Origin of the sequence: Nitrosomonas sp. Nm34 (assembly GCF_900113925.1) — a bacterium.
Classification (GTDB): Bacteria; Pseudomonadota; Gammaproteobacteria; order Burkholderiales; family Nitrosomonadaceae; genus Nitrosomonas.
On record NZ_FORD01000044.1, the window covers coordinates 1 to 21,019 of the forward strand.

Sequence of the window (21,019 nt, forward strand, 5' to 3'; positions counted from 1 at the left end):
CAGGCTAGTCACCTTCATCGTTTTAGTCAAGTAGTTTTTCCATATTTATAGCAGGGTATTTCAGAAAAAATTAATTTTTATTACTACTTCAATAGTTTGGGCAAAGGATCGGTTGTCGGCTGCCCTTTCAGAATTTAAATTTTTTAATTCTTTTTTGAACAAAGGTCGACAAAACGAATTTCCTGATTTTGAAATTAGGTAAAATCATTTAAAATATGACATGCTCCTTGCGAACTTTAATTATCTGCAAGCGCTCTTAATTAACCTACAATAGAATTTAGTAAGATTACCTAGAAACGATAGTCTGCGTCGTTGCATTTGATATTTAACAATAATCTCTTACTTACCATGCCCATATCAGACAGTGACATCATGGATACGGCACTCATTAATCCAGAATTCTAAAACTAGCGCTAAAAGAGAAAACACAATTTTTGTTTTTTGTGTATATTTATTTACCAAAAGTATGAGTAATCGAGAATCATTACTTTCGCTGAATGATAAAATTACTGCGGCTGTTACTCTTCTAAAAGCGGGTAAAAACGTCGCCTTTCCTACAGAAACTGTTTATGGACTCGGAGCTGATATCACCAATGTTTCAGCGATAAATCAAATTTTTGAAATAAAAGGTCGACCTGTCGACCATCCTCTTATAGTGCATTTCGCAGAGGTACATTTATTAGATTATTGGGCAATTGATATTCCGGATTCAGCCTGGTTATTAGCCGAGCATTTCTGGCCAGGGCCTCTTACCCTAATCCTGCCCAGAAGCTCACATGTACCGCTTAATGTAACGGGCGGCCAAAATACTGTCGGCTTACGCATTCCCGATCATCCCATTGCACTTGCTCTACTAAAAGCACTCGGGGAAAATAAAGCGCTTGCCGCACCTTCAGCAAATCGCTTTGGTAGAATAAGCCCCACTTCGGCAAATCATGTATATGAAGAATTTGGCAGTGAAGTGAGCATGATTTTGGACGGAGGACCTTGTAGAGTCGGCCTGGAAAGCACCATTATTAGCTTTTATCATTCAGAAGCTGTTCTTTTGCGACCCGGCGGTATTCCTGTAGAATCACTTGAAGAGATACTAAAACAAAAAATTAAATTGAAAGAAAACCTAAATACATCTTTACGGGCTCCGGGTGGTTTATCCTCCCATTACGCTCCCATGACATCTCTCGAAGTTTGGCCCACCGAATACATTCAACAACGTGCACAGCAATTGAATAAAAGTGGGCTAAGAACTGCTCTAATTGCATGGTCTGGTTCCGATTATTTCTCCCAAATTATAAATGAAAATACTCATCTTTTCTTAATGCCGGCTGATCCGATCGAATATGGCCATCAATTATATGCGACACTCCGTGAACTAGATCAAGACAATTTTTTTTGCATATTAGTAGAAACTCCTCCTACAGACCCAGCATGGCTAGCAATTTCTGATCGTCTGCAACGTGCCAGCTATAAAACATCAATTCATCTATGAAAAAAAATAATATCCCGCTTTCTGCAGTACTATTTGATGTTGACGGCACTCTTGCCGAAACAGAACGAGACGGGCATCGCCCTGCTTTTAACGCTGCATTTAAAGAGTTTGAACTTGATTGGCATTGGGATACTGAACTATATGGTAAATTACTCAAAATTACCGGTGGCAAAGAACGTATCCGCTATTACATTGAAAAATACGCGCCCGACATATTAAGCAAGCGTGATTTGTCTAATTGGATCGCTGAATTACATAAAACTAAAACTAAATATTTTGTTAACTTATTAGCAAAAGGGAACATTCCCCTGCGCCCTGGTATAGCACGACTAATTTATGAATTGCGTGAAAATGAAATAAAAATAGGAATTGCTACAACCACAACATTAGAAAATGTAACTTCTCTATTAAAATATACACTGGGGGAAGAATCTCTTAGTTGGTTTGATGTTATTGGTGCTGGAGATATCGTAGCCCAAAAAAAACCTGCGCCAGACATTTATCACTGGACACTTAAAGAACTTGGGCTACCGCCTCAACAATGCATCGCAATTGAAGATTCAGAAAATGGATTACAGTCCTCCTATGCCGCAGGAATTAAAACTATCATCACGATAAGTGAATATACATATTCACAAAATTTCAATGGTGCAGCAATGGTTTTAACTGATCTGGGAGAACCGAGCAATTTGCCTTCTATTATCTCAGGTGATATTGCTAACCTCAATAGCAGATGGATTGATGTCTCGACCTTGATGACTTTATTAGTACCTAATGATCGGCAAACTTTATAGTTCTAGCACGATAATAATTCAACTATTAAAGTTTTTTAATTGGCTGTGGATTCAAATTCAAGGTATAGCTTTTGATATTTGTACTTGTAGGAATGTGACAGAGTGCTGATCCTTTCTATTATCTCTTTAGCATGCTTAGCTGGTAGTCGGCTCGTCAAGATATGGCAGTTTCGCTCTGTCTAGATGACCAGGTCCTACTGATAACGCTTGCCGATCAAGTATCGCTTTCCTAACTACCTATACGCGCACCCTGCTTCTACATTTTTTATTGGGAATTGGAATTGAACGGCCCGACGCCGAAGAGGTCAGGCAAGCTCAGAATCTGACTGTCTTGATACCCGTTAAAAAACAAAAAGGGCAACCCTGCCTCGAACTACAGGGTCAATGGTTGTCTACCGCGGTGTCTTGCGTGCGGCAACCGATTGAAGCATTATTTGACTGGATTGAAGAAAAGACAGGCATTGAATGTGCCAGCAAAGTTCGTTCTTATAAAGGGCTTATGGTGCATGTCTTCGGAAAGCTGGCTGCGGCTCTATTTTTCTGGAATTATTTACGAGTTAGCTCTTAATTTGCATTTAATAAGATCAGTATTTGCTTTTTTACTAAGGAAAGAAGATGACATTAAGGCAAATATTCACGTTTAACAATCAATTTCACCCAGTATAATGGGCTCCAGTCGGTATCAGCAAATATGCCTGCTACTAAAGTTGCAGCAGCAGAAACAAGAGGCGGTATCAGTAAGAGCCCATGAGTTTCCCATCGTCCCCTGGCATGAATACGTTCTTGTACCCAAGTTTGGGGCTGAGCTTTAAACCAGAACCGATACATGATTGGCAAAAAATAAGCTGCATTAAGGATGCTTGAAGCAGTCAATGCCCAGCTTGCCCACATCTGATCTGCTATCTCTGCACCTTGGTTGAGATAGAGTTTACTAATATAGCCCGCTGTCAATGGTGCCCCCATCATACCAAGTGCAGCTATGCAAAAAGCTAATGACGTCCATGGCATGCGCCATCCGACTCCATTCATCTCACTTATTTTATGGATACCTAAGGTCTCAGCATAATTACCAGCGCAGAAAAAGAGGGTAATTTTCATGATCCCTTGATGAACAAGATGAACAATTCCACCAATAGTACTTACTGGGCTACACAAACTCACTCCAAGAACAATATATGAGACTTGGCTGACAGTGGAATAAGCAAGTCGCCGTTTTAAATCGTCCTGCCAAAGAGCACGCAGTGACCCCCAGATAATAGTAATCGAAGCTGCTATAGCAAGCGGTGTGAGCAAATTTATGCTTTGCGAATATTCCACACCATAAACTTCATATACAATTCGTATGATACCAAAAGCCCCTGCTTTTACGACGGCCACTGCATGAAGCAAAGCTGATACTGGTGCTGGTGCCACCATCGCTTGCGGCAGCCAGCCATGTAACGGCACCAAGGCAGCCTTTACACCCAATCCAATAATAAGTAATAGAAAAATTATCTGTAACTGAGGCGAATATTTTGAATCTAATGCAGCTACCACACCACCATAAATAAACTCAACTTGGCCCAGCAGACTGTACAGCCAGATTATACCTACCAGCAATACTGCTCCCCCAGAAAGTGTATAGATCAGATAGATGTTTCCAGCGCGAATGGCTGCTTCTGTCCCTCGGTGCACTACCAAAGGATAGGTGGATAGTGTCAGCAGTTCATAGAAAATAAAGAAAGTAAACAGATTACCCGCCATTGCCACACCCACAGTAGCAGTAACACAAAGACTGAAGAAACCAAAAAAGCGGCTACGATGAGGCGAGCGTTCTAAATAACCGACAGCATAAAAGGTCGTCAAGAGCCATAGTGCTGCTGACAAGGTGACAAAGAGTGCAGCTAACGCATCTACCTTTAGTACTAGTTCCAGATTAGGTAGTAAATTGTGACGAAAAATATAGATCTGATTATGCTGAATGCCCCATAGCATGTATCCTATCAGCAGCAGCTTGAGAATTGCTCCCGTCAGATTTAATAGAGTGCGTAAGCGAATGCGTGACTCTGGCAGAAAGAAAATGATAACGCCTGGCACCAGAGAACTGGCCAGCACGAGCAAAAGCAGGCACTCGTTGACGCTCAACCCGCCCCCAGTATATTTAAAACATTACCCGATACAAAACTCAACGACAGGCTCATAAAAGCAAGCAAAAAAGCAGGCCATTCCAGAGGAGGATTTACAGGTCTGAATTTCATCTCCGCTGCGGCTGGCAACAAAGCTTGGCGCAACACTTTAAATACATACCCTGCACTCAACAATCCTCCCAGAATCATTACTACTACCCAGATCCATTGGCCACTAATCACAGCACTGCTAACCATTAACCACTTAGCTATAAACCCCCCGGTAGGGGGTAGCCCCATGAGGGTTACTCCTGCCAAAGCAAAAGTAAACAGAGTAAGTGGTAAACGACTGGAAATTCCGCTTAGCAGTGCTATGTTATCCTTACCCATCGATAGTATCATTACGCCAGAGGCGGCAAACATTGCCGCTTTGGCTAAAGCATGCGCCACAAGCTGAATCACACCGCCCTGCATTGCAATTTCGGCCGCTCCTGAGCCAACCTCAGTAATCAAAGGAAAAAGTAAGAAAAAATAGCCAATCTGAGCAACAGTAGAATAAGCTATCAACATCTTCAGTCGTGTTTGATTAAATGCCATAACTGATCCCCACAGTATGGCCACCGCACCCAGCCCCCCCAGCAGTTGAGCTGTCGGTATTGTCGCCAATGGAGCATATACGCCAAGCCACATGCGCAGGATGAGATAAAAAGAAGCTTTAATGACTAATGCCGAAAGCAAGGCTGATACTGGTGTGAGCGCCCCACCATGAGCTGATGGTAACCAGAAATGAAAAGGGAATAAAGCTGTTTTAAGCAATAATCCGACCAGCATCAATATAGCTGCGAGGAATACTGCCACAGAAACTTCATTTTCAATTAATGGCTCTAGCACAGTTAACGATACACTGCCATAGCTTCCATAAATCAGCGCAACACCAGCCAAATAAACACCTGAACCAAGCAAAGTAACCAGCAGGTAGCGTATAGCTGCCAATATCGACTCTGTATTGCCGGCTATTCCGACAAGTCCAACTGCCGCCAAGCCTAATAATTCTATAGTAACGTATATATTGAATATGTCATCAGACATAAACAACGTATTTATAGCTGCTGACATAAAACCGAGCATGGGCCAAAAATAACCGACACCCTTGACATCATGAGAAAAATAATAGCGCGCATAAATCCCTAGTGGCAGAATTACCACATGAGTAAGCAATAACATTACACTAGCCAGACCATCTACGTGCAAATTAATTCCAAGAGGAGCGCCCCAACCACCTACGGCATAATACTGCCTCCCCTCCGAGACAACTTGCCCTACTAATAATGCTACCAAAGCTAGCTGAATTACCAAACATACGACCGCTACTTGGTCTCCCCGCCTCGCACCTAGCAGAAAAGATAGCAATCCCCATAGTAAAGGCAGCAAAATCAGCCAAGGTATAGGATCGCTCACTTGGACGCATCCCCTTCCTTATTTCTCTCCATCGTTATGAGCTTTTCCTCGGTTTGATCTAAGCTTTTCAAATTCGCTACTGATTGTGCTTTGCCGGTAAGATAAAATAACCGCCGAACGAAAGCTAAAGCCAAAGCTGTAGCAGCAACAGCCACAACAATTCCGGTAAGAACCATAGCCTGTGGTATGGGGTCTGATATATTATCGTGCTGTCCTAAACCCACCAGCATAAGAAATATACCGCTACCCATGATATTAAAAGCTAATACTTTGCGTAGCAGATGTGGCAGCAGAATCAATCCTGTCACACCGCAAACAAACAATACAGCGCCGACACAGGCATAAATAAGTGTGCCTGTCATTCATCAACCTCCTTATTATTTACTTCATCAGATAATAATAAAAAGAACCCTGCCAGAATAAGTCCAAGAGATAAGGTAAGCCCCGCCTCAATTATCAATATAAACATGCCAGCTAAAGTTATTGGATATTGCAGTAGCACGCCAGGGGATAGAAACAATGTTATTGCAGCGATTAGCAAAAACAATAGCAAACCGAAGATACACCCTGCACGGAACCCCCATGACAGCTCTCTCCAGGAAGGGAATAAGCCAGACAAATTCAGCAATACACCTGCTGCAGCAAGAACAGCAGCCGCTTGGAATGCCCCACCCGGTTGGTATTCCCCTACCGCTAGCAGGTAACCTGCCACCAGAACCATTACCGGCACAAGCACACGTGCTGACCACACCAGAGTTTGGAAGTAGGACTGAGTTAAGCGAATGCTTATACTTAAATTTTTTTGAGTACATTTTTTTGTTTGATCCAAGACCCCTAGCAAAGCTAATAGCAATACCATTACTTCCAGTAGCGTATCAAAACCACGAAAATTGAGTAGCACCGCTGTTGTTGGATGTCTTACACCCGTAGTATCAAGTTGTGCCAGTACTTGCCCGGATAAATGAATGTGATTTGAAAGCGGCAATTCTAAGATAGCCCAAATCAGCGTTGCTCCCAAAGTAGCGGAAAAAATTATAACCAGAGTATTAAGCAAGCTCTTCATTGACATGATTTTAATGGTCTCTGTCTAAATATCCTATTGTATCCAGCAACAGTGCCCCAGTAAGGCCAGCACCAATTGCAGCTTCAGCTAACGCGATATCTGGAGCATCAAGCCGAACCCAAGCTAATGCCATAAGTAAGCCAAAAATCATGAATAACACTATTGCATGAAATAAATCTGGAGTAATCAATGACCTTATGGCAATCCAAAGTAAGATAGCAGCCAATAATAAATCCAGGATCAAGCTACTACTCAATTATATGCTCCTTCGCTCTCCATGGAATAACTCCTCTCTTCATTGCACGTCTGGCAATAAGGAAACTTATTGTGGAACTCGCAACCAAGGTTAGTAACCAGATCAGAATAATCTTCATGGCAATCATCAATTCTGGGGCTTGAAATAGTAAGCCGATACTGGTGAAACCCAGTCCCAGATTATCCACTTTGGCTAAGGCTTGCAATCGAGTATAAACATCAGGAAAGCGCAACAACCCTATGGTGCCCGCTAAGAAAAAAATAGCCCCTACCACTAGAAAAACAATACTGCATAACTCAAGAATATTCATTTTTTTCCTCTTTTGTTCGCCAAGCACGCTGAGCAAAGACTACGCCAGAGATGACTGCGAGCAAAGAAAATATCAAGGCAACATCTAAAAGTATTAGTGTCTCTTCAATAAAGGCTAATAATAACAATATTGCCACACCGGACGTACTGAACAGTAGAGCTGCCAGCAGACGATCTGCAGTTGTAGGTCCACGTGCCACCCGCACTAAAGCAATTGATAAAGTGGCAAGTATAAACACCGCGAGGAGTTGATTAAGACTATTCATTAATTTTTCAGTTCTAAGCGCAACATGTGTGCAATTTTTTCTTCAATACTCCGTACTTCTGTTTCTATAGATTGCCGTTCATCCAGCACATGTACATATAAATTACTGGAAGTTAGCTCTACGCTTAATGAGCCTGGTAGCAAATTTATGGTATTAGCTAGAATCACTCGTCCCAAGCCCTCTGGCAAACGTGGAGTAATCTTATATATGTTGGGATGAAGATCAGGATTCGGGCGTATAGCCATCCAGGCTACAGCAATACCGCCTTTCAGTGACGATGCAAAGAAATAGATTAAAAAATGGGCAAAGCCTGAGAAGGAGAACCTATATTGATTCGGCGGCAGTAAAATGAAGCTAGTCACCAGTGCCAACGAAATACTGATCAAGCCCACAAACCAAGTGTCTGTCTTGCCTTGTATCAGAATCCACCAAACACCGGTAAAAAACATGGATCTCCAAAGAGTAGTTCGTAAGATCAAGATCATATTCTTACCTCAAGAGAATTGAACAGCTTTAACAAATCAGCCGGATACCGCCCAGTTCAATACGAGAGTATTATCCAGTGGCAGATAACATTGTTCCCCGTAACTTTGTCTGTCCTTGAATATTTCTTCTTTTAGGAGGAGTGCAAGCCAGGAAGAGATCCTCCATACACTCCCTTCCCGAGTAAAAGCAAGATAGTAAAGAATACCACAGCTTGGCCACATGCATTGCACCATTGTCTGATCATCCTATAAAACGAAGGAAGCAATTTCTGATTGAGTCTCGTGTATAGAAATTCTGCATCAATTGCTTTTCTATATTTTCTATAAATTTTGCAATATGTTGATTAACCTATACTTATGCAATTTCTTCTAACAGGCTATAGCGTTGGTAAGAATAACCCTTCTGCTATAAAAAATAATCACGCAAGCATTTAAAATAACGTGAGTTCGGGATAACAAAAGCTGTAAAAGGAACCTGAATTCCTTATGATGAAGTGATTTGGAAAAAGAATTTCATCACGAGAGGAACCAGACTCCAATGAATACTATAACGATTTTTTGTGCGAGTGATAATTTTTATAGAGGGTTTGAGCCGCGTTGGGAGCAGCATTTGTCGAAATCATGGCTAAAACGGCATCAGTGGAGAGAAGCGCTGTGTCTAAGTGAAGTCATGACCATCATGGTGGGGTTTCATCTATCCGGTTATCGGACGTTTGAGCACGATTACCTGAATGACGTGTTGAGGTATCAGCGAGGTTATTTTCCAGGGTTGGTGAGCTACCACCGCTTGGTGGAGTTGTTGCCAGGTAGCCTGGTGCCTTTGTGTTGTTTTCTGACCGCCGCTTTGGGCAATGTAGTGGCATCAGCTTGATTGATTCGACCAAAGTTTTCGAAAAAATAGGAAGTTTTATAAAGATCTCACTAATTTCTACTACAAATTAAAATTACCAGGCTCATCAATTATAATGAACCATAAACTCAGGAATTATTATCACTCTTTCAGCTTCAACCGCACAAATTCTATAACAGTAACAAGGCCGTTTTCCAATTAATTAGATAAAAACTTAAGAGGATCAACAGGCTTACCTCGCTCTCTAATTTCAAAATGTAATTTCACAATATCACTATCAGTATTTCCCATTTCTGCTATTTTTTGACCTTTCGTCACAGTTTCACCTTCTCGAACCAGAATCTTGCTATTGTGCCCATAAGCACTCAGGTAAGTATTATTATGTTTAACGATAATTAACTTTCCATATCCGCGTAGTCCGCTACCACTATAAACCACTGTTCCGTCCGCAGATGCTAATACGGGCTGGCCAGGTTGACCGGAAATACTCACTCCCTTGGTTTTTTCAGTATATCTGCTCAGCAGTTGCCCATGTGCTGGCCAACTCCACTTAATATTGCTGCGGTTAGCTTCAACCTTTTGAGAACTACTTCTTGGAGGGCTCTCATTTTCAACAATTTTTTGTGTTGTTGGAGCCATAGCTATATTGGGTGTTGCTGGAGTTACGGCTATAGTCTCTGCTTTAGGTTCTATTTTTGGTGTTACTGAAACCGTTTCTGCTTTTTGTATGGTTGAAGCTATTTCTGGCTTCTGTATTACTGGAGCTATTGCTACCGTCTCCGCTTTAGTAGGGAGCGAAGTAGATGTACTATTAGAAACTCTTACCTGAGCCACAGCTGTTTCGGAATAGGGCAATTTGATTCCTTTCGGTTCCGCTACAATCGAACTGGCTGATGCCTCTACGTCAGGTTGTGAAGCTGATGGCGGAAGTTGCTTAGTTTTCTCGTAAGGTAATATTGGCTGAGAAACTGAATACAGTGTCGGCTGCACCGTAGTCGCTTGCTCTGGTATTACTACTTTTTCCTGTTGAGAAACTAGCTTTTGCTTAGATGGCACGGACAAATCAATTTCCTGGCCAATCTTAAGTGCATTAGGATTTACAACCCCATTCCACTGCGCCAGTTCCTTATAATCAATGCCATGTCTGAGCGCTACCCCATAAAGGGTATCTCCTCTTTGAATAATGTAGGTTTGCTTACCAGGTGCCTTATCTATTGTCTGATTTAAGTTTCTTTGAGACTCAACTACTGGAGCTGGGTAGGGTGCAACGCAACCAGTTATTAAAAAATAAGGAAAAACAAATAATACGCCAGATAAAATAGTAAATAATTTCGATTTTACTATTAAGATAGCCATTGTGATAACTCCATAAATTCCTAAATAGGCTTTTTCCTGATCATAATACCCAGCATCTCTATCATGCTCTTGTTTCGCTTATTTGCTAATGACACCAGATAAAATCGGAACAAACTTCACCTCATCTAGCATGGTCTCAATAAAACCCTGAGAAGTATGCTCTATCACACACAAATTCTGCTTTCGACTTCCTTTCGGATAAACTATTCTACCGCCTATCATCAATTGCTCTAGGAGTAATTCTGGTACTTGTGTGGTAACAGCTGTCATCATAATGCTGTCAAAGGGAGCTACTTCAGGAAAACCAAGTAATCCATCCGCATGTCTCAGATGAATATTGTTAATTCTGAGCTCACGCAAACGAATACGTGTTCGAGTAAGAAGTGACCCTATACGTTCAATTGAATACACTTCCTGCGCTAGTTGAGCAAGCACTGCGGTCTGATATCCGCTGCCAGTACCGATCTCAAGAACCTTACCAAGAGAGGAATTTGCACGAAGGAGCTCGGTCATTCTAGCTACAGTCCATGGGCTTGAAATTGTTTGGCCAAAATTGATTGGTAATGCCACATCATCATAAGCTCTAGATGCCAGAGCTTCTTCCACAAAAAGATGACGAGGGATTGTGTTCATTACAGTTAACACCCTTTCATCGGTGATGCCTTGTTCACGTAAACGCTCGACCATTCGCATCCGCGTCCGTTGTGAAGTCATGCCAATACCAGAATGACGCATGCTCACAAATCAATCTCCCATCATATTTTTTTCTACACAAACAAAGTTAGCATGGCAACCCTAACCAATCTTTTAGATATTCTATTTGATCATATCGGGTAAGATCTATTTGCAATGGAGTAACGGATACTCGATTATTCTGAACTGAGAAAAAATCTGTTCCCTCTCCGGCATCTTGCGCTGCACCTGCGGCACCTACCCAAAAGACAATATTTCCTCGTGGGTTGTGAGCTTTAATTACCCCTTCGGCCTTGTGACGGCGTCCTAAGCGTGTGACATCCAACCCTTGTAATTGCTCTTGTGGAACATCAGGCACATTGATATTTAATAGAATAGGCACATGGAATTTTTCTTTCATGAACTGTTTTACCATATTCAACGTAACATTTGCTGCCGTGGAGAAATTACCATTAGAAACACTTACGAGAGATACAGCAATTGAGGGTATACCCAGGAGAAATCCCTCAGTCGCAGCAGCAACAGTACCTGAATAAATTGTATCATCTCCCATATTAGCTCCATCATTAATACCAGATATGATCATATCCGGCAAATCATCTAACATACCGGTTACTGCCAGATGCACACAATCTGTCGGCGTGCCATTAACATAATAAAACCCATTATGTGACTTGCGAAAACTCAATGGACGATCGAGCGTTAATGAGTTACTCGCCCCACTACGATCACGCTCCGGAGCTACCACAATTATATCAGCTATACTTGAGAGGGTTTCAGCTAGACACGCAAGACCTGGCGCAAAATACCCATCATCATTACTGAGCAATATGCGCATTTGAATTAACTTTTTGGAAATTAATGAGAAGCCAAAATATTATATAAATCTCCTCAGTATACATAAGAGATTCAAATAAACTCGCCTACCAAATTCATACTTCATTATATGAGAAGAGATTACACTACATTATTTAAATAATTATTTATCATATGCTGCCCATCATATGATAATAAATTAAACTGGTCGGGGCGAGAGGATTTGAACCTCCGACCACTTGCACCCCATGCAAGTACGCTACCAGGCTGCGCTACGCCCCGACGATTTAAATTATAGCAAATACAAACTCCAACATTAGAATTACTTACAAGACAAATCAGGAAAGAAGCATTGATTCTGTATCCTTGATTGCTGCACCCTATCTAATAAGTAACATTTCTACCTTTAAATAATATGAAACCCCAGCACATCTATTAAAATTTACCTCTACAGGCTGCAAATAGTGATGTGCCATTTATAGTAAAATCGAGATTCACAATATCATTCAAATGTCAAATAAGTGAGGCCTTCCTTGATACTGGATAATAGATAAAATCAATTTCCGCGCCACTTAATCGGGCAATGCTGTGAAGAGTCCCGCTATTGCAAAATATGAGATTTAGCTCCACATAATTTGCTTACTCCCCAAGCTGTAAAACAATCTTTTATAGGTACGGAAGAAAAAATACTATTTAGTTTCATTTTTTCCATGATAGTTTTTCTCTACCATTGACTTAAGTTTTTGGCTCGCATGAAAAGTAACAACACGACGTGCTGAAATAGGAATTTCTTCACCTGTTTTGGGATTACGTCCAGGACGTTGAGGTTTAGTACGTAATTGAAAATTACCAAAACCAGAAAGCTTAACCCCTTCCCCTTTTTGAAGAGCTAAGCGTAATTCCTCATAAAAAGATTCCACTACTTCTTTAGCTTCTCGCTTATTGAGTCCTACATTTTCAAACAACAGATCAGTCAATTCTGCTTTTGTTAACGCCATGTTTAACCCACCTATATGAACAAATTTTAGCACGTACACAAAAATAAGATTCTATGAAACTCATAGATAAAATTTATTTTAAGTGCTTTATTTTTAAAATTATCGTATCAAAGACTTTTCACACTTGAGAAATGGATATAGATATTTTGAAATCAATAAAAAATCCATGCAGGGAAGACATTAAAATGTCCTTTAATAATTAAATCAACAAGATACACACTTCATAATCTTACTTAAGATAAGATTATCTGCGTAGCTTAGCATTATATTTTGATTCTAATACGTTAAGCAATTTTGCAATTGCTTCCTCTACTTCCTTGTCAACTAAGGTTTTTTCTGTATCTTGTAATAAAATACGAAAAGCTAAACTCTTCTTGCCTGCTTCCATTCCTTTTCCACTATAAATATCAAATAAGTGAATTTCAGAAATAATATCGACTTTCTCTGCATTCATACTATCTAACAACTCCTGAGCACTGATATGATTATCCACCACGATAGCGATATCACGTTGTACAGGAGGAAACTTGGAAAGTTTCTTAACTTTTGGCAACGTTCTCGTGGATAAAGAATCAATATGCAATTCAAATAATATTGCTGATCTGGGCAAATCATATTTTCTTTGCAAATGCGGATGCAACTCCCCTAACCATCCTGCAATTTCCTTGTTTCTGTAAAGTTGAGCAGATTTTCCTGGGTGTAAAGCTGGATGGATGAATTTTTCAAATCTTAACTGTTCCGGCCAGAATAGAGACTCTAAATCCATCTTGACATCAAAAAAATCTATATTTCTAGCAGGTTGTCCCCATTGCTCTGGCGCTGCATTACCATAACAAAGACCAGCAATATTCTCAGTTTGCTGATAATGACCTTGATTATTCATAAAACAGCAACCCACTTCAAATATTCGAACTCTTGTTTGCTTACGATTTAGATTAAATTGCAAATTAGCCATGAGTCCCCCGATCAAGCTACTACGCATCACACTCATCTGACTAGCAATAGGATTTTTCAATACCACTGGTGCAGCATTATTCGCAAAATCTAATTCCCAATTGGCATCGACGAATGCGTAATTAATTACCTCCTGATAATCTCGGCACATTAAAATTTCTTTCAATCGGCCAGGAGAAAGGTTAATTACTTCAGACTCTGGAAGCATTGACATCTCTGCACGTGGTAAACTCGCAGGAATATGATCATACCCATAAATGCGCGCGACTTCTTCAATAAAATCTTCTTCTATTGCCAAATCAAAACGATAAGATGGCGGGATAACATAAAACACATCATCATCAACAGAAAAATTAAATCTCAAGCGTTTAAAAATTTCTGAAATTTGTCCGCTTCCCAAATCAATTCCCAGCAGCTGTTTTATACGCTCCAGACGAACTTTAACAACGTCACGGTTCGGTAATAAATTTTTAACCCCAGTTATAGGACCAGCTTTGCCGCCACATATACTCAGAATTAAATGAGTAGCTCGCTCCAAGGCATCTCGAGCTACAGCAAAATCTACGCCTCGTTCAAACCGATGTGCAGCATCTGTGCTGAATCCCAAGTGAAATGATTTGCCGCTTATCACTTCGGGAGAAAAAAAGGCACTTTCCAAAAATAAATCCGTTGTTCCCAGTTGGACGCTACTTTCAATTCCGCCCATAATTCCTGCTAAAGCCAAAGGTTCATTCTCATCTGCAATGACCAGCATATCCGGCTGCAGCTCAATTTTTTGTCCATTTAGCAATTCTAGATGCTCACCTTTTTTTGCATAACGCACAAGAATTTTTCCTGCTTGCCCGTCCTTAATTTTTGCTAAATCAAATGCATGCATGGGCTGACCCATTTCCAGCATTATATAATTAAGAATGTCTACTACTACATTAATCGCACGTACTCCGCCTCGTTCCAAACGTTGAGTCATCCACAAAGGCGTAGCTACAGCAAGAGATACTTCATGCATCACTCTTCCATAATAAAGTGGGCATGCCTCAGGTTTTTCTACATACACTGGTAGAGTATTATTGATTTCGCTCTTAACTGATTCAATTTCTGGAGGAACAAAATCTGTGGCAGTAATTGCTGCCACCTCTCGCGCCACACCTAATATCCCAAGGCAATCTGCTCGATTAGGTGTAAGCTTAAGCGTAAAAATTTGATCATCCAATGCATAAAATTCCCTAAAACTCATACCGTTCGGTGCATCCTTAGGTAGCAAAAGCAAACCTTCTGCTTTTTCACTTAATCCTAGTTCTTTTGCAGAACACAACATACCCAAAGATTCCACACCACGTAATTTACTTTGCTTGATGACAATATCTGGCAAACGAGCGCCTATTAAGGCACAAGGTACTTTCACTCCAACCTCAACATTTGGCGCACCGCATACGACTTGAATGAGTTTATTGTCGGTTGTTCCAGTATCAACTTGGCACACATTAAGTCGATCTGCATCAGGATGCTTTTGTATCGATATTACTTCAGCCACAACCACGTTATCGAAAGGTGGCGCTACTGCTTCCACATTTTCCACCTCTAGTCCAGCCATAGTTAAAACTTGCGCCAGCTCATTACTCGAATAGGGTGGATTTACAAGCATACGAAGCCAATTCTCTGAAAATCTCATGACAATAGTTTACTAATAAGGCGGGTTTTAACAGGAAAATTTATTTAATTAAATTGCTCTAGAAAACGTAAATCATTATCAAAAAATAGCCGCAAATCATTTACGCCGTATCGTAGCATTGCTAATCTTTCTACTCCTAAACCAAAGGCCAATGCGGTATATTTTTCAGTATCTACTCCCCCATGCTTCAAAACATTCGGATGTACCATGCCACAACCGAGCACCTCTAACCAACCTGTATTACCGCACACTCTACAGCCTTTCCCATCACACATGACACAACCAATGTCCATTTCTGCAGAGGGTTCTGTGAAAGGAAAAAACGAAGGGCGAAAGCGTATCGGTAAATCATCACGCTCGAAAAATTTTTGCATAAAATCCATCAATACACCTTTCAAAGCTGAGAAATTCACGTTCTCGTCCACCCATAGTCCTTCTACCTGATGAAACATGGGTGTATGCGTTACATCAGAATCACAGCGATAAACTCGCCCTGGTGCAATAGCTTTTAGAGGAGGTCGATGATTTTTCATATAACGGATTTGTACTGGCGAGGTATGGGTACGCAATAAGTTCATACTGTCCACATAAAAAGTATCGTGCATTGCACGAGCTGGGTGGTTTTGTGGAATATTAAGCGCAGTAAAATTATAAAAATCAGTCTCAATTTCTGGACCAGATGCGACAGCAAAGCCAATCGAGCGAAATAGCGACTCTATACGCAACAATACTCGCGAAACGGGATGTAACCCTCCTATACCCAATCCACGCCCCGGCAACGTTACATCTAATGTTTCTTCTTCTAGTTGCGCTACCATATCCTTTTCTTCAATATTTTTTTTGCGTAGCGCTAACGCTTCATCTAATGATTTTTTAGCTTGGTTAATCAGATTGCCCATAACAGGACGATCTGCCTGCGGCAATTCTCCTAGCCCTCGAAGCAATTTAGTGAGCTCTCCTTCCCTCCCTAGATAGCGAACCTTTATGTGCTCGAGTTCAGTTGCATTCTCTGATCTATCTATAAGAACCACTGCTTCATTTACAAGATTTTCAAGATTTTTCATAAAACGTAATACAAAATCATGCAAGAAAAAGGGAGATCAAGTTCATTAATCCTTGATCTCCCTTAACTTATTATTTTCAAATAAATTATGAGGCCAGATTTATTTTAGCCTTTTCTACTATCTTCTCAAAAGCAGCTTTATCAAATACAGCAAGATCTGCCAGCACTTTTCTATCCAGCTCGATACCAGCCTTTTTTATCCCATTCATAAAATTACTATATGATAGCCCATGCTCACGTGCTGCTGCATTAATACGAGCAATCCATAAAACACGAAATTGACGTTTTCGTTGACGGCGATCGCGGTATGCGTATTGACCCGCTTTCATTACCGCCTCTTTGGCTATTCTATAAACATTTTTGCGTCGGCCTCGATATCCCTTAGCCAGTTTAAGTATTTTTTTATGGCGCGCATGAGCTGTTACACCACGTTTCACTCTTGGCATCGCAAACCTCCTTACGCGTAAGGTAACATAGCACGCACAGATGCTATGTCCCTTGGATGAACACCAGCAGTTCCACGCAACTGTCTTTTGTTTTTAGTCGTTTTCTTGGTTAGAATATGCCGTTTAAATGCTTGGGATCGTTTAATAGTGCCACCAGCTCGCACTTTAAAGCGCTTAGCAGCGCTTTTCTTGGTTTTCATTTTAGGCATAGCTTAACTCCTCTATTTTATTTGTATGATTCAAGGTGTTTCTATTCATTAGAAAACTTTGGAACCTGTAATCACTTATTTTTATCAATACTCCAATTAATTTACTAATCCGATTACATCATTTGAATGATGAACATGCTCACATAAATATTACTGCTGTTGAAACTTTATTCTTTTATATTAATCTTTTCGATTTACTTTTTTTCTTTTTTTACTTCTTTCTTTTTAGGTGACAATACCATTACCATTTGCCTACCCTCTAGCCTGGGAAATTGTTCTACTACTGCATGTTGCTGAAGATCATCTTTTACTCGTTCCAAAAGACGAATACCAAACTCTTGGTGTGCCATTTCCCGACCTCTAAATCTTAGAGTAACTTTGACTTTATCACCCTCATTCAGGAAATTAATCAAATTACGTAATTTGATGTTGTAATCACCCTCATCAGTATTTGGCCGAAATTTAATTTCTTTGATTTGGATCTGCTTTTGTTTGAGCTTTGCTTCATGTTTCTTTTTACTTTCCTGATAGCAATATTTCCCATAATCCATCAAACGGCATACTGGTGGCTGAGCCCCCGGCGCAATTTCGACTAAATCCACGCCTTTCTCTTCTGCTAAAGCATTTGCGATAGAGAGGGTAACAACACCAATTTGCTCTCCATCTAAACCGATTAACCGCACCTCCGGGGCATTAATTTCCTCATTTATACGTACATGTTTTTCCTGGCTTATGGCAATTCCTCCAAGCTATATAAGAATTATTAATTTATCTTTTCTGAAATTTCTACTTTTAGACGACCAATCAATGACTGTAGAGACATCTGGCCTAAATCAATATTTGATCTCCCACGTACGGAAACCATATTATCCCTTACTTCAGTATCACCCACAATCACTTGATATGGCAATTTCTGCAAACTATGTTCCCGAATTTTATAGTTTATTTTTTCATTTCTCAAGTCCGAATCTGCGCGAATACCATGATTTTTGAGTTCTTTTACTACACTCTGAGCATAATCTATCTGGCTCTTCGAAATATTTAGAACGACCACCTGAACAGGAGAAAGCCAAAGCGGAAGTGCACCTGCATGATTTTCAATAAGAATACCGATAAATCGCTCTAAGGAACCTAGAATTGCACGGTGCAGCATCACTGGAGTTTTTTTCGAATTATCTTCAGAAACATAAATTGCACCCAGTCTATTTGGCATCGAAAAATCTAGTTGCAAAGTGCCGCATTGCCAGACCCGCCCAATACTATCTTTCAAGGAAAACTCGATTTTAGGGCCATAAAAAGCGCCTTCTCCTGGTTGCAATTCCCAGTCAAGCTGTTTCAGATTTAATGCAGAGCTTAGCGCCATTTCTGCTTTATCCCACTGTTCTTCTGTTCCCACTCTTTTTTGTGGGCGCGTAGAAAGTTTAACTAATACTTCATGAAAACCAAAATCTTTATAGACACGCTGTAACAAATCAATAAACTGTATCACTTCATCCTGCACATGCTCCTCTGCGCAAAAAATATGCGCATCATCTTGAGTAAAGGCCCGAACGCGCATGAGACCGTGTAAAGCCCCGGACGCCTCATTCCGATGGCAAGAACCAAATTCCGCAAGTCGTAGCGGCAAATCTCTGTAACTTCTGAGCCCCTGATTGAATATCTGCACATGTCCAGGGCAATTCATAGGTTTGATGGCAAAATATCGCTCTTCAGCTTCTGTAATAAACATATTTTCGCGGAAATTTTCCCAATGGCCCGAGCGCTCCCATAACAGTCTTTCGAGAACCTGTGGGGTACGAATCTCCAAATAGCCATTTTGATTCAGTATTTGACGCATATATTGCTCGATCTGCTGCCAGAGAGCCCAACCTTTGGGATGCCAAAAAATCATTCCAGGCGCTTCTTCTTGCATATGAAACAGATCTAATTGTCTACCGAGTTTCCGATGATCACGCCTTTCAGCTTCTTCTAAACGCTGCAAATAGGCTTCCTGGTCATCTTTTTTTATCCATGCTGTCCCATATATCCTTTGCAGCATTTCATTATGAGAATCACCCCTCCAATACGCGCCCGCTACTTTCATTAATTTGAAAACTTTGAGCTTGGAGGTAGATGGCACATGCGGTCCGCGACACAAATCAGTAAAATCACCTTGCGAATAAAGTGAAATGGTTTGTTCTTCAGGAATCGATTCAATTATTTGAGCTTTATAATGCTCCCCTTGATTCTTGAAAAAATTTATGGCAGCAGAACGATCCCATTCCTTTCGTTCAATCTTTAAGTTCCGCCTGCTAATGTCCACCATTCTTTTTTCTATTTCGTTGAGATCCTCTGGTGTAAATGGGCGTTTATATGAAAAATCATAATAAAAACCATCCTCTATAACAGGACCAATAGTCACCTGCGCCTCAGGGAACAATTCCTTGACAGCTTGTGCTAACAAATGCGCACACGAATGCCTTATGATCTCTAAACCTTCAGTATTCTTCTCAGTAATAACAGCTAGATTGCTATCAGCTTCAATCAGATAAGACAAATCCACCAATTTATCATTAACCTTTCCCGCTAATGCTGAGCGAGCAAGACCTGTACCTATCGATTCTGCAACTTCTAATACAGTCACTGGACGATCAAATACCCTTTTTGAACCATCTGGCAAGCGTATAACAGTCACTAATTTTCCCTCTAGTTAAGTAATTCAAGTAATGTATTTTTACTCTGAGTAAAGTAATAACTACTTAAACCATTTGCTCTATTTTATGACTTATTCTATTCCCAAATCAAAAATAACGCGAAGGCAAGCCGCAGACCGTATCCATAATACGGCATGGCGAAGCCGACAAAGTCAGTTTTGATTTAGCAATGGATTAAATAAAGAAACCCGCGTAGCTCTCATCTCAACGCGGGTTTCACTAGAAACAAAAGGAGCTAAACTTTTAATCTCTCCGGGATCAGACTTAATTAATCATCTTCCTCATCGGAGTCTTCTTCGGAAGCATTTTCTTTAGCTTCTTCACTATTTCCCTCTTCCTCGTCATCTTCATCCTCAGCCTCCTCCTCGCCTTCTTCCGGCTTCAACACCATCTTGCCAGCAGCTCGGCTCGCATTTAAATCCGTCATCGGGACTTCTGCATGGACCAGGTTCTGATGGCAATCGATACAGGTTGCGCCCTCAGTTTCCATTTTCTTGTGCTCAGACTGAGCGCTTTCGCCGGGGGGTTGCGGATCTTTATGACAGGTTCTGCAGGTGATGCTATCCCATTTTTTGAGGTTCATGCGCGCATCATGCGCCATGATGAGTCGACGCTCATTGAATTTTTCCAATGTGGAATAATCATTAACCAGTTCAAGGTAGAGCTCACGCGCACCATCCACAATATGGGTGGCCACTGCCAGATGGAAGTTCTCAATGCCTTGCGGAATATGACAATCCTTGCAGCCGGGATTAACACCTAATGCGCCATAGTGCGAGGACTGCTTCAATTCTTCTTGCGGATAGCTCATCGAGTGGCAGCTCGTACAGAACCCTTCTGTGGAAAGCGCAGCTTCCCCTCCGAATACGACGGCTACCAATACTATTCCCAGCAATCCGCCAATCAGCAGGCTGCCAATTGATCCTTTTTGTAGTGCGGTCATTATTCTTTTCCTTTTTTCACAGTTTTACTCTTCTTTTCCTTTTTCACCTTCTTTGGCACTGGCCTGGAATTCATCGTGATACTTGAATTTAGGTTCACCCACAAACA

At 40.9% G+C, this 21,019-nt stretch carries 23 protein-coding genes and 1 tRNA gene; 4 read left to right on the forward strand and 20 right to left on the reverse strand.

Annotated features, from left to right (window positions below):
* Positions 1 to 364 precede the first annotated feature (364 nt).
* The 3 genes from BM283_RS13485 to BM283_RS13495 all read left to right on the forward strand — a co-directional run bounded on the left by BM283_RS13485 (position 365) and on the right by BM283_RS13495 (position 2,848).
* Positions 365 to 1,486, forward strand: coding sequence for an L-threonylcarbamoyladenylate synthase (locus BM283_RS13485; RefSeq protein WP_254776372.1), 1,122 nt, complete (start codon positions 365 to 367; stop codon positions 1,484 to 1,486).
* Positions 1,483 to 2,280 carry an HAD family hydrolase gene (locus BM283_RS13490; RefSeq protein WP_090693986.1) on the forward strand — a complete coding sequence of 266 codons (798 nt, stop codon included), beginning with the start codon at positions 1,483 to 1,485 and terminating at the stop codon, positions 2,278 to 2,280. The genes BM283_RS13485 and BM283_RS13490 overlap by 4 nt, the downstream gene beginning before the upstream one ends.
* Positions 2,281 to 2,548: 268 nt before the next feature.
* Positions 2,549 to 2,848: a hypothetical protein gene (locus BM283_RS13495; protein ID WP_217646530.1), complete on the forward strand. Its 300-nt coding sequence runs from the start codon at positions 2,549 to 2,551 to the stop codon at positions 2,846 to 2,848.
* Between the two features lie 53 nt (positions 2,849 to 2,901).
* Here the strand turns inward: BM283_RS13495 and BM283_RS13500 are convergent, their stop codons facing one another.
* The 8 genes from BM283_RS13500 to BM283_RS13535 are packed head-to-tail and all read right to left on the reverse strand — an operon-like array spanning position 2,902 to position 8,186.
* The gene (locus BM283_RS13500) at positions 2,902 to 4,404 is read right to left on the reverse strand and encodes a proton-conducting transporter transmembrane domain-containing protein (RefSeq protein ID WP_090693988.1); all 1,503 of its coding nucleotides are present in this window, start codon (positions 4,402 to 4,404) and stop codon (positions 2,902 to 2,904) included.
* Entirely contained in the window at positions 4,401 to 5,843 is a 1,443-nt protein-coding gene (locus BM283_RS13505) for a complex I subunit 5 family protein (protein ID WP_090693990.1), read from the reverse strand. The genes BM283_RS13500 and BM283_RS13505 overlap by 4 nt, the downstream gene beginning before the upstream one ends.
* Positions 5,840 to 6,205, reverse strand: coding sequence for an NADH-quinone oxidoreductase subunit K (locus BM283_RS13510; protein ID WP_090693993.1), 366 nt, complete (start codon positions 6,203 to 6,205; stop codon positions 5,840 to 5,842). Before BM283_RS13510 ends, BM283_RS13505 begins: the two co-directional genes overlap by 4 nt.
* On the reverse strand, positions 6,202 to 6,912 hold the full coding sequence (locus BM283_RS13515) for an MnhB domain-containing protein (protein ID WP_090693995.1): 711 nt from the start codon (positions 6,910 to 6,912) through the stop codon (positions 6,202 to 6,204). The genes BM283_RS13510 and BM283_RS13515 overlap by 4 nt, the downstream gene beginning before the upstream one ends.
* 4 nt (positions 6,913 to 6,916) lie before the next feature.
* Entirely contained in the window at positions 6,917 to 7,162 is a 246-nt protein-coding gene (locus BM283_RS13520; RefSeq protein WP_090693997.1) for a Na(+)/H(+) antiporter subunit B, read from the reverse strand.
* On the reverse strand, positions 7,155 to 7,472 hold the full coding sequence (gene mnhG, locus BM283_RS13525) for a monovalent cation/H(+) antiporter subunit G (RefSeq protein WP_090693999.1): 318 nt from the start codon (positions 7,470 to 7,472) through the stop codon (positions 7,155 to 7,157). The genes BM283_RS13520 and mnhG overlap by 8 nt, the downstream gene beginning before the upstream one ends.
* The gene (locus tag BM283_RS13530; protein ID WP_090694002.1) at positions 7,459 to 7,737 is read right to left on the reverse strand and encodes an MrpF/PhaF family protein; all 279 of its coding nucleotides are present in this window, start codon (positions 7,735 to 7,737) and stop codon (positions 7,459 to 7,461) included. Before BM283_RS13530 ends, mnhG begins: the two co-directional genes overlap by 14 nt.
* A complete protein-coding gene (locus BM283_RS13535; RefSeq protein ID WP_175492148.1) occupies positions 7,737 to 8,186 on the reverse strand; it encodes a Na+/H+ antiporter subunit E in 450 nt (149 codons plus the stop codon). The genes BM283_RS13530 and BM283_RS13535 overlap by 1 nt, the downstream gene beginning before the upstream one ends.
* 574 nt (positions 8,187 to 8,760) lie before the next feature.
* Between BM283_RS13535 and BM283_RS13540 the strand changes: the two genes are divergently transcribed.
* Positions 8,761 to 9,093 (forward strand): hypothetical protein, encoded by a 333-nt coding sequence (locus BM283_RS13540; protein WP_090694007.1) that lies wholly within the window; start codon positions 8,761 to 8,763, stop codon positions 9,091 to 9,093.
* 177 nt (positions 9,094 to 9,270) lie between these two features.
* Here BM283_RS13540 and BM283_RS13545 read toward each other — a convergent pair whose 3' ends face one another.
* The 12 genes from BM283_RS13545 to BM283_RS13600 all read right to left on the reverse strand — a co-directional run bounded on the left by BM283_RS13545 (position 9,271) and on the right by BM283_RS13600 (position 20,912).
* Positions 9,271 to 10,428: a peptidoglycan DD-metalloendopeptidase family protein gene (locus BM283_RS13545; protein WP_090694010.1), complete on the reverse strand. Its 1,158-nt coding sequence runs from the start codon at positions 10,426 to 10,428 to the stop codon at positions 9,271 to 9,273.
* 78 nt (positions 10,429 to 10,506) lie between these two features.
* The gene (locus tag BM283_RS13550) at positions 10,507 to 11,169 is read right to left on the reverse strand and encodes a protein-L-isoaspartate(D-aspartate) O-methyltransferase (protein ID WP_090694011.1); all 663 of its coding nucleotides are present in this window, start codon (positions 11,167 to 11,169) and stop codon (positions 10,507 to 10,509) included.
* A 40-nt stretch (positions 11,170 to 11,209) separates the two neighbouring features.
* Positions 11,210 to 11,959 carry a 5'/3'-nucleotidase SurE gene (gene surE / locus BM283_RS13555; protein ID WP_090694014.1) on the reverse strand — a complete coding sequence of 250 codons (750 nt, stop codon included), beginning with the start codon at positions 11,957 to 11,959 and terminating at the stop codon, positions 11,210 to 11,212.
* A gap of 183 nt (positions 11,960 to 12,142) precedes the next feature.
* Positions 12,143 to 12,219, reverse strand: a tRNA-Pro gene (locus BM283_RS13560).
* A gap of 407 nt (positions 12,220 to 12,626) precedes the next feature.
* On the reverse strand, positions 12,627 to 12,935 hold the full coding sequence (locus BM283_RS13565) for an integration host factor subunit alpha (RefSeq protein ID WP_074667896.1): 309 nt from the start codon (positions 12,933 to 12,935) through the stop codon (positions 12,627 to 12,629).
* 244 nt (positions 12,936 to 13,179) lie between these two features.
* A complete protein-coding gene (gene pheT / locus BM283_RS13570; RefSeq protein WP_090694016.1) occupies positions 13,180 to 15,558 on the reverse strand; it encodes a phenylalanine--tRNA ligase subunit beta in 2,379 nt (792 codons plus the stop codon).
* A 44-nt stretch (positions 15,559 to 15,602) separates the two neighbouring features.
* Positions 15,603 to 16,622 (reverse strand): phenylalanine--tRNA ligase subunit alpha, encoded by a 1,020-nt coding sequence (gene pheS / locus BM283_RS13575; protein ID WP_090694032.1) that lies wholly within the window; start codon positions 16,620 to 16,622, stop codon positions 15,603 to 15,605.
* An 85-nt stretch (positions 16,623 to 16,707) separates the two neighbouring features.
* Complete coding sequence (gene rplT / locus BM283_RS13580) at positions 16,708 to 17,067, reverse strand: 50S ribosomal protein L20 (protein WP_090694019.1); 360 nt, start codon at positions 17,065 to 17,067, stop codon at positions 16,708 to 16,710.
* An 11-nt stretch (positions 17,068 to 17,078) separates the two neighbouring features.
* The gene (gene rpmI, locus BM283_RS13585; RefSeq protein ID WP_046848847.1) at positions 17,079 to 17,276 is read right to left on the reverse strand and encodes a 50S ribosomal protein L35; all 198 of its coding nucleotides are present in this window, start codon (positions 17,274 to 17,276) and stop codon (positions 17,079 to 17,081) included.
* Positions 17,277 to 17,470: 194 nt separating this feature from the next.
* Complete coding sequence (gene infC, locus BM283_RS13590; protein ID WP_175492149.1) at positions 17,471 to 18,010, reverse strand: translation initiation factor IF-3; 540 nt, start codon at positions 18,008 to 18,010, stop codon at positions 17,471 to 17,473.
* Between the two features lie 29 nt (positions 18,011 to 18,039).
* The gene (gene thrS / locus BM283_RS13595) at positions 18,040 to 19,950 is read right to left on the reverse strand and encodes a threonine--tRNA ligase (RefSeq protein WP_090694024.1); all 1,911 of its coding nucleotides are present in this window, start codon (positions 19,948 to 19,950) and stop codon (positions 18,040 to 18,042) included.
* A 287-nt stretch (positions 19,951 to 20,237) separates the two neighbouring features.
* The gene (locus tag BM283_RS13600) at positions 20,238 to 20,912 is read right to left on the reverse strand and encodes a NapC/NirT family cytochrome c (protein ID WP_090694026.1); all 675 of its coding nucleotides are present in this window, start codon (positions 20,910 to 20,912) and stop codon (positions 20,238 to 20,240) included.
* Between the last annotated feature and the right edge of the window lie 107 nt (positions 20,913 to 21,019).

Bases quoted from the DNA above. Each gene is read 5' to 3' on its own strand.
- BM283_RS13490 (WP_090693986.1), top strand. From the start codon at position 1,483: ATGAAAAAAAATAATATCCCGCTTTCTGCAGTACTATTTGATGTTGAC.
- BM283_RS13510 (WP_090693993.1), bottom strand. From the start codon at position 6,205: ATGACAGGCACACTTATTTATGCCTGTGTCGGCGCTGTATTGTTTGTT.
- BM283_RS13515 (WP_090693995.1), bottom strand. From the start codon at position 6,912: ATGTCAATGAAGAGCTTGCTTAATACTCTGGTTATAATTTTTTCCGCT.
- mnhG (WP_090693999.1), bottom strand. From the start codon at position 7,472: ATGAATATTCTTGAGTTATGCAGTATTGTTTTTCTAGTGGTAGGGGCT.
- BM283_RS13530 (WP_090694002.1), bottom strand. From the start codon at position 7,737: ATGAATAGTCTTAATCAACTCCTCGCGGTGTTTATACTTGCCACTTTA.
- BM283_RS13535 (WP_175492148.1), bottom strand. From the start codon at position 8,186: ATGTTTTTTACCGGTGTTTGGTGGATTCTGATACAAGGCAAGACAGAC.
- BM283_RS13540 (WP_090694007.1), top strand. From the start codon at position 8,761: ATGAATACTATAACGATTTTTTGTGCGAGTGATAATTTTTATAGAGGG.
- BM283_RS13545 (WP_090694010.1), bottom strand. From the start codon at position 10,428: ATGGCTATCTTAATAGTAAAATCGAAATTATTTACTATTTTATCTGGC.
- surE (WP_090694014.1), bottom strand. From the start codon at position 11,959: ATGCGCATATTGCTCAGTAATGATGATGGGTATTTTGCGCCAGGTCTT.
- BM283_RS13565 (WP_074667896.1), bottom strand. From the start codon at position 12,935: ATGGCGTTAACAAAAGCAGAATTGACTGATCTGTTGTTTGAAAATGTA.
- pheT (WP_090694016.1), bottom strand. From the start codon at position 15,558: ATGAGATTTTCAGAGAATTGGCTTCGTATGCTTGTAAATCCACCCTAT.
- pheS (WP_090694032.1), bottom strand. From the start codon at position 16,622: ATGAAAAATCTTGAAAATCTTGTAAATGAAGCAGTGGTTCTTATAGAT.
- rplT (WP_090694019.1), bottom strand. From the start codon at position 17,067: ATGCCAAGAGTGAAACGTGGTGTAACAGCTCATGCGCGCCATAAAAAA.
- rpmI (WP_046848847.1), bottom strand. From the start codon at position 17,276: ATGCCTAAAATGAAAACCAAGAAAAGCGCTGCTAAGCGCTTTAAAGTG.
- BM283_RS13600 (WP_090694026.1), bottom strand. From the start codon at position 20,912: ATGACCGCACTACAAAAAGGATCAATTGGCAGCCTGCTGATTGGCGGA.